We start from the raw sequence: 6,610 nt of genomic DNA on the forward strand, positions 1-6,610 counted from the left end.
CTTGAAACCTATAGGAGTGGTTTGATGATCATGTTTTGCACAAAGGCCGAGACCGGGGACAGGATCATGCCGAGTCCTCCGGTGAAAGCCAGCAGAAGCAGGATGATGAATCCGTAGCGTTCGAGCTGCATGAACCGCGCGGCCATGGGGCCGGGCAGCAGGCAGGCCAGGATCTTGCTGCCGTCAAGCGGGGGAATGGGCAGCAGGTTGAACGTGCCGAGGATGGCGTTGATGAAGACGCCGGCCACGGCAATGTTGATCATGGGCCGCAGGATGTACGCGGAGTCGGCGGCGCCCGGATTCTGGGAATAGATGACGAGGATCTTGAGCAGCACGGCGAAGAAGGCCATCACCGCGAAGTTGGCCATGGGCCCGGCCAGGGACACGTACAGGATGCCGCGCCGGTAATCCTTGTAATAGGCCGGGTTGATGGGCACGGGTTTGGCCCAGCCGATGAGCTGGGTCAGAAGCAGGACCAGGGTGCCCATGGGGTCGAGATGCTTCAGCGGGTTGAGGGTCAGCCTTCCGGCCAGCTTGGCCGTGGGATCGCCCATGAGGTAGGAAACATACCCGTGCGCGACTTCGTGGCAGGTGATGCCAAGAAAAAAGGGCAGGGCGATTATGGAAAAGTGATGAAGTGTCTGGCTGATGTCGAACATGGAGCTTCGGCTATCATCAAGCGCCCCGGCGGGCAACTCTTTTAGCTCCAGCGGGTGTAGAGCTCGTGGGGCATGCCGAGCTGTTCGAGGATGCGGCCCACAAACTGGCTGACCAGTTGCTCGATGGATTCCGGGCGATGGTAGAAGCCGGGGCAGGGCGGCATGATCACGGCCCCGGCCCTGTGGGCGCGGAGCATGTTCTTGAGATGGATCTCGCTCAGTGGCGTTTCGCGCGGCACCAGGATAAGGGGACGACGCTCCTTGAGGGTCACGTCGGCGGCGCGATGCAGCAGATTGGTGCCGACCCCGCTTGCGATGGCGGCGAGGCTGGCCATGGAGCACGGACAGACGATCATGCCCGCATGCGTCCAGGAACCGCTGGCAGGCGGGGCCGCGATATTGGCGGGGTCATGCAGGAAATGAAAGCTGGATTCGAGTTCGAGCGGATCGGAGCCGAGTTCGTATCGAAAGACCTGCCGCGCCCCGTCCGAGATGATCCCATGCAGCTCCACCCCAGGAACCTCGCGCAGGGCGCGGGCGAGTAACCGGGCATACTCCATGCCGCTGGCCCCGGAAATGGCCAGAATGATGCGTCGCGTAACTGTCATGAATCACCTCAAAAATTTAAGCTTGGCCCAACCGGCTATCTCAGACACGAATGCTTGACAAGCGAGGGACGTCTGCATAGGTAAGCATTCCTCGTGCGCAATTAGCTCAGTTGGATAGAGCGTTAGCCTCCGGAGCTAAAGGCCGCAAGTTCGATTCTTGCATTGCGCACCAAAGAAATCAAGGGCTTATGAGTAAACCACTCGTAAGCCCTTTTTCTTTCCCCGCACCATTCCCCGCACGCAAATCCGCTCCCCGCACGGCTTAGGGAGAATTCGCCTGCTGGCCATTTTTTTTCCGAACGCTTTCCCGAACGCAAATCCGCGCCCCGAATGACACAGGGGAAATTCCCTGTAGGCTTTTTTTCGCACCTTTCCCCGCACGCTTCCCCGCACCGCCGTTGGCTCTGAAATTTGTGGGTGCTCCAACTCCGCTCATTTTGGGTATGCCGATTTTCATTGGTTTGATCCTGCCAAGCGACAAGATTGTTCAAGGAATGAGGGTAATCCTTAAGAGCAACTCCGTAGGTCAGACCGATTCAGCAGACCTTTAGAGCAACTCAGTAGGTCAAAAGAGCGATTCAATCGACCATTAGAGTAACTCAGTAGGTCAAAAGGTCGCCTGTTATCACCGTCGGAATTTTTGCATGTCTGTAAGCGCTCAGACGTTCGCATCTTCCAGGACATGCCTGATCTGCGATAGAAGCAGGCGTCTATACTTTTTGTGCGGCTTTGGTTTGGGGAGGCTTGGGGAAGGAATTTGTCAACGTGCCGGGTCATGAGTGCCGGTCAAGGAAGGATATCTCAAGGCCAACGTGTCGTTCAGGGGGGTCAGAAGGGATCTGGAAATTTTTCTAAGCCAGTATACACGATCCCTCTCTTAAATCGAAATTGTCTGTCCGAATACGGGCATTCCTGTGAAGAGGGTAATTCCAAACCGGGGCCGTGCTTGGTTCGCTGGACATGGACGGGCAGGGCGTTTACCAAACCCAAAAGCCAAAAAAGGACATACCATGCATCATGACGCCTTCGCCACTCTGGTCGCCCTGAAGTCCACGCTCGACGACCATCTTCCGCTTGCTCCAGGCCTCTTAAGGAATCTGCGCAAGGACATGGTGCTGAGGTACACATACCATTCCAACGCCATCGAGGGGAACGCGCTGACCCTCACAGAGACCAAGGTAGTGCTTGAGGATGGGCTAACCATCGGCGGCAAACTGCTGCGACATCATCTCGAAGCCGTCAACCATGCCGACGCCATCACCCATCTGGAAAATCTCGCAAAGGAGAATGTCCTGCTCGATGAGAGCGTTCTCAAGGATCTTCATCAGCTTGTCCTGCGAGGACTCGACAACGAAGCCGGGCGTTATCGCGGCTGCAACGTCATTATCTCTGGCGCAGGGCATACGCCGCCTGATCATCTCCATGTCGGCGAACGCATGCAGCGCTTCTTCGACTGGTACCGTGGCGATGCACAGAGCCTTCATCCTGTGGAAAGGGCTGCCAGGGTACATGCCGACCTGGTCATCATTCATCCCTTTCGGGACGGCAACGGCAGAACTTCCAAGCTCGCCATGAATCTGGAACTCATGCGGGCAGGATTCCGACCGCCATCGTCCCGGTGGAGGATCGGCTCGCGTATTTCCAGAATCTGGACAAGGCGGGGAAGGACGCGGGTTACGGTCCATTCGTCCAGCAGCTTGGTCAACTGGTCGAGCAGAGTTTCGAGCCCTATTGGTATCTGCTCGGCTTAGCCTAGCCTTTAAACACAACAGCGAACGAAAAGTCCCGGAGTCACAAGCTCCGGGGCTTTTCTTATTTGTGCGCCCGGCAGGGCGCACCCACTTGGAGGTGAAAGTCCTCTGCGCACCCAACAGGGGGAAGCGCTAGCGAAGTAATCGGCCCTTCCTTTGCCGCAAATCGTCCCGAAGAAACACATAGCGCATGGTTTTGGGCTCTGGCATATTGAAGCGTGTCGCCGGAGAAGACCGATTAGGCAATGGTGTTTATTGCCCGCGCGCTAGCGTGGTCCTGGGCTACGTCATCGACATTGGTGAATCAGGATGCGGTATTATGCGCATTTTGATATCCCGTTTGAGAGAGTGATTAAGACGACGTTCCCAATCCGGCGGCATAATAACTTTCTGGAATGGGAGGACGTTATGGCACGCAGCACCCGAGCGTCGAAAAAAACAAGACTAACTCTAACCCATCCTAACGCCGCCGGTATAGATATCGGTAGTGGTTCGCATTTTTGCGCGGTACCTCCTGACCGAGACGATGATCCCGTGCGCGAGTTCAAGAGCTACACTGTTGATCTTGAACGGCTAGCGTCTTGGCTTAAGGAGTGTGGCGTCGATATCGTGGCCATGGAATCCACAGGGGTCTATTGGATTCCTTTGTTTGAGCTTTTGGAACGTCGTGGCTTTACCGTGCTGCTGGTCAATGCGAGACATGTGAAGAATGTTTCCGGGCGCAAAAGCGATGTTCTGGATTGTCAATGGCTCCAACAACTCATGAGCTACGGTTTGCTGCGCGGAGCTTTTCGTCCTGCTGATGAGGTCTGTGTTCTTCGTGCACTGACTCGGCAACGTGCGATGTTACTTCGTTCACAGGCCAGACACGTGCAGCACATGCAAAAGGCATTGACCCAGATGAATATTCAACTTGCCAATGTAATTTCAGATATCGTTGGTGAAAGCGGTTTGAAGATTTTACGCGCCATCAATGCCGGAGAGCGTAACGGACATAAGCTTGCGTTACTCAAGAACTCGCGCATTCAGGCGAGCGTGGATGAAATTGCTAAAAGTTTGCAGGGTAGTTGGCGTGCCGAACATTTGTTCAGCCTGAAGCAGGCTCTGGATGGATTTGATTTTTGCGGTATTCAACTCGCAGAGTGTGATGCCGAAATCGAAGATCAGCTCCAGCGTCTTCATGCTCATGAAGGCGAACCGACCAAGGGCAAAAAGCACAGCCGAAGCCGTAATGCTCCTAAGTTTGACCTGCGCAGTCGACTTTATCAGATGTGTGGAGTGGACCTGACGCGTATTGACGGTATCGATGTTACGACCGCGTTGGCAGTCATATCCGAGATAGGCGCTGATATTTCTCGTTTTCCCAGCGACAAGCATTTTGCATCATGGCTTGGTTTGTGTCCGGGCACTAAAATTACCGGAGGTAAGGTCATGAGCGGCAAAACGAAGAAATGCGCGAATCGAGCTGCGCAAGCCCTGCGCCTTGCTGCCGCCGCGCTTTGTTCAAGCCAATCTGCTTTGGGAGCATATTTTCGGCGTATGTGTTCACGTATGGACAAGCCCAAGGCTGTCACCGCGGCCGCTCACAAGCTTGCCCGGTTGGTATATGCCATGTTGACCAAGGGTGAGGAGTACACCGACAAGGGCCAAGAATATTTTGAAGAACGATATCGTGAACGAGTCCTGCGCAACCTTTCCCAGCGTGCCAAGCAAATGGGCATGCAGCTCATACCAACAGAACAAATGACTTAGAAAACATGGATGAGTGTTTCTTGAGAGCCGATCGGCAAGGGTGTCCATCGCGAGGTGGAATCTGAAGGAAGCCGCAGGCAAAACCCTGGCTCGACGAACAGAAACCGCATATGAGGCGGCCGCGCTGGATGAGAAGGCAAATATCTTCAAAGTCCAATACCTGTACGGAAGGCGCGGACGTAAATGCGGCGGGCATAAGGGGGAAGGTGGGTGTGCATTACCCGGGGAGATCTGGGCGTTTGCCATGTGCTACCCGCGTCGAGAGGCGCGGGGATGAGCGTCCAGAAGTCAGCAGAGGTCATAGTAGGTCCCTCGACCGGACTGAAGGACCGAACATGTAACATGGGGCAGGAGCCGGAATTTCGATGACCAGCAGTAACGCAGAAGGGCAGAGACATTCTGCCGCCATGACCAAGGGTAGGGGACGGAATCCCCGAGAGCAGGTGCGCGGTGCGGATGGGGTCACGGGAAGGATGGGGCACTCCTGGCCGAAGGCTATGGACGTGATGGAAGCGGTGGTCGAACGCGAGAACATGAGCGCCGCGGCAAAGCGTGTGCGCAGCAACAAGGGTGTCCCCGGCGTCGACGGCATGCGTGTCGAAGACGTCTGGGGGTATTACGGTCCTCATATCGAGAAGTCACTTCTGGACGGAAGCTACGAACCGCAACCGGTTCTGGGGGTCGAGATCCCCAAGCCCGGCGGCGGTACACGGCAACTGGGCATCCCCACGGCCATGGACCGTCTGGTTCAGCAGGCGCTGCACCAAGTGCTTACGCCGATCTTCAATCCCGGCTTCTCCGAATCAAGCTACGGGTTCCGTCCCGGTAGAAGCGCGCATCAGGCCGTGCAGAAGGCACGGGAGCATGTCGCCGCCGGCAAACGATTCGTGGTGGACATGGATCTGGAGAAGTTCTTCGATCGCGTGAACCATGACGTGCTTATGGCACGCGTGAGGCGCAAGGTCGGGGACAAGCGGGTGCTCGGCCTTATCCGCCGGTTCCTGCAAGCGGGGCTGATGACGGGCGGGATGTGCAGTCAGCGGTCGGAGGGCTCTCCGCAAGGAGGTCCTCTCTCTCCGCTGCTGTCGAACATCCTACTGGATGATCTGGACAAGGAACTCGAACGCCGAGGTCGTGCGTTCTGCCGGTACGCGGATGACTGCAACATCTATGTGCGCACCCGCCGCTCGGGGGAGCGCGTCATGGCCTCGGTCAGCCGGTATCTGCAAACCCGGCTGAAGCTTCAGGTGAACGCCACCAAGAGTGCGGTGGACCGGCCCTGGAACCGCAAGTTCCTGGGTTACAGCATGACGGCTCACAAACAGCCACGGCTGAAGGTGGCCCCTGCGGTGGTCGCGCGGTTGAAAGACTCGGTGCGCGAGGTTTGTCGCAAGGGACGCGGTCGATCCCTGCAAACGGTGATCGACGGGCTCTCGCTGAAGCGACGGGGCTGGGTGAACTACTTCAAGCTGTCCGAAGTGAAGAACGTATTCGAGGAACTTGACGGATGGATTCGGCGTCGATTGCGCTTAATCCTTTGGCGTCAGTGGAAAAGGTGGCATACCCGGGCCAAGAAGCTGATGCAGAGAGGCTTGAGTGAGGCGCGTTCGTGGAAGTCAGCCACCAATGGGCATGGGCCGTGGTGGAACTCGGGGGCCTCGCATATGAACGCGGCTCTACCCAAGAAGTACTTCGATAACTTAGGACTTGTGTCGCTGCTTGATCACTACCGTAAACTTCAATGTGTTATTACTCCGAGCCCTAAACAGTTAACATTTTAGGCTGCGTATCGAACATGTTGTCCGTGGAAATACTTCTGAACAATCGAGGGCCTTCTCTG

5 protein-coding genes and 1 tRNA gene are annotated in these 6,610 nt (G+C 56.3%); 4 read left to right on the forward strand and 2 right to left on the reverse strand.

Annotation, left to right across the window (positions count from 1 at the left end):
• Positions 1–8: 8 nt before the first annotated feature.
• Entirely contained in the window at positions 9–659 is a 651-nt protein-coding gene (locus H4684_RS17035; RefSeq protein WP_192624668.1) for a site-2 protease family protein, read from the reverse strand.
• Between the two features lie 41 nt (positions 660–700).
• Positions 701–1,267: a UbiX family flavin prenyltransferase gene (locus tag H4684_RS17040; RefSeq protein ID WP_192624669.1), complete on the reverse strand. Its 567-nt coding sequence runs from the start codon at positions 1,265–1,267 to the stop codon at positions 701–703.
• Between the two features lie 95 nt (positions 1,268–1,362).
• Between H4684_RS17040 and H4684_RS17045 the strand changes: the two genes are divergently transcribed.
• The 4 genes from H4684_RS17045 (at position 1,363) to ltrA (ending at position 6,551) form a co-directional block, all read left to right on the forward strand.
• Positions 1,363–1,439, forward strand: a tRNA-Arg gene (locus H4684_RS17045).
• Between the two features lie 838 nt (positions 1,440–2,277).
• On the forward strand, positions 2,278–3,018 hold the full coding sequence (locus tag H4684_RS17050; RefSeq protein WP_225940509.1) for a Fic family protein: 741 nt from the start codon (positions 2,278–2,280) through the stop codon (positions 3,016–3,018).
• Between the two features lie 408 nt (positions 3,019–3,426).
• The gene (locus tag H4684_RS17055) at positions 3,427–4,770 is read left to right on the forward strand and encodes an IS110 family RNA-guided transposase (RefSeq protein ID WP_192624670.1); all 1,344 of its coding nucleotides are present in this window, start codon (positions 3,427–3,429) and stop codon (positions 4,768–4,770) included.
• A 497-nt stretch (positions 4,771–5,267) separates the two neighbouring features.
• Positions 5,268–6,551 carry a group II intron reverse transcriptase/maturase gene (gene ltrA, locus H4684_RS17060; RefSeq protein WP_225940510.1) on the forward strand — a complete coding sequence of 428 codons (1,284 nt, stop codon included), beginning with the start codon at positions 5,268–5,270 and terminating at the stop codon, positions 6,549–6,551.
• Positions 6,552–6,610: the final 59 nt, after the last annotated feature.

Origin of the sequence: Desulfomicrobium macestii (genome assembly GCF_014873765.1) — a bacterium.
GTDB classification, from domain to species: Bacteria; Desulfobacterota; Desulfovibrionia; order Desulfovibrionales; family Desulfomicrobiaceae; genus Desulfomicrobium; species Desulfomicrobium macestii.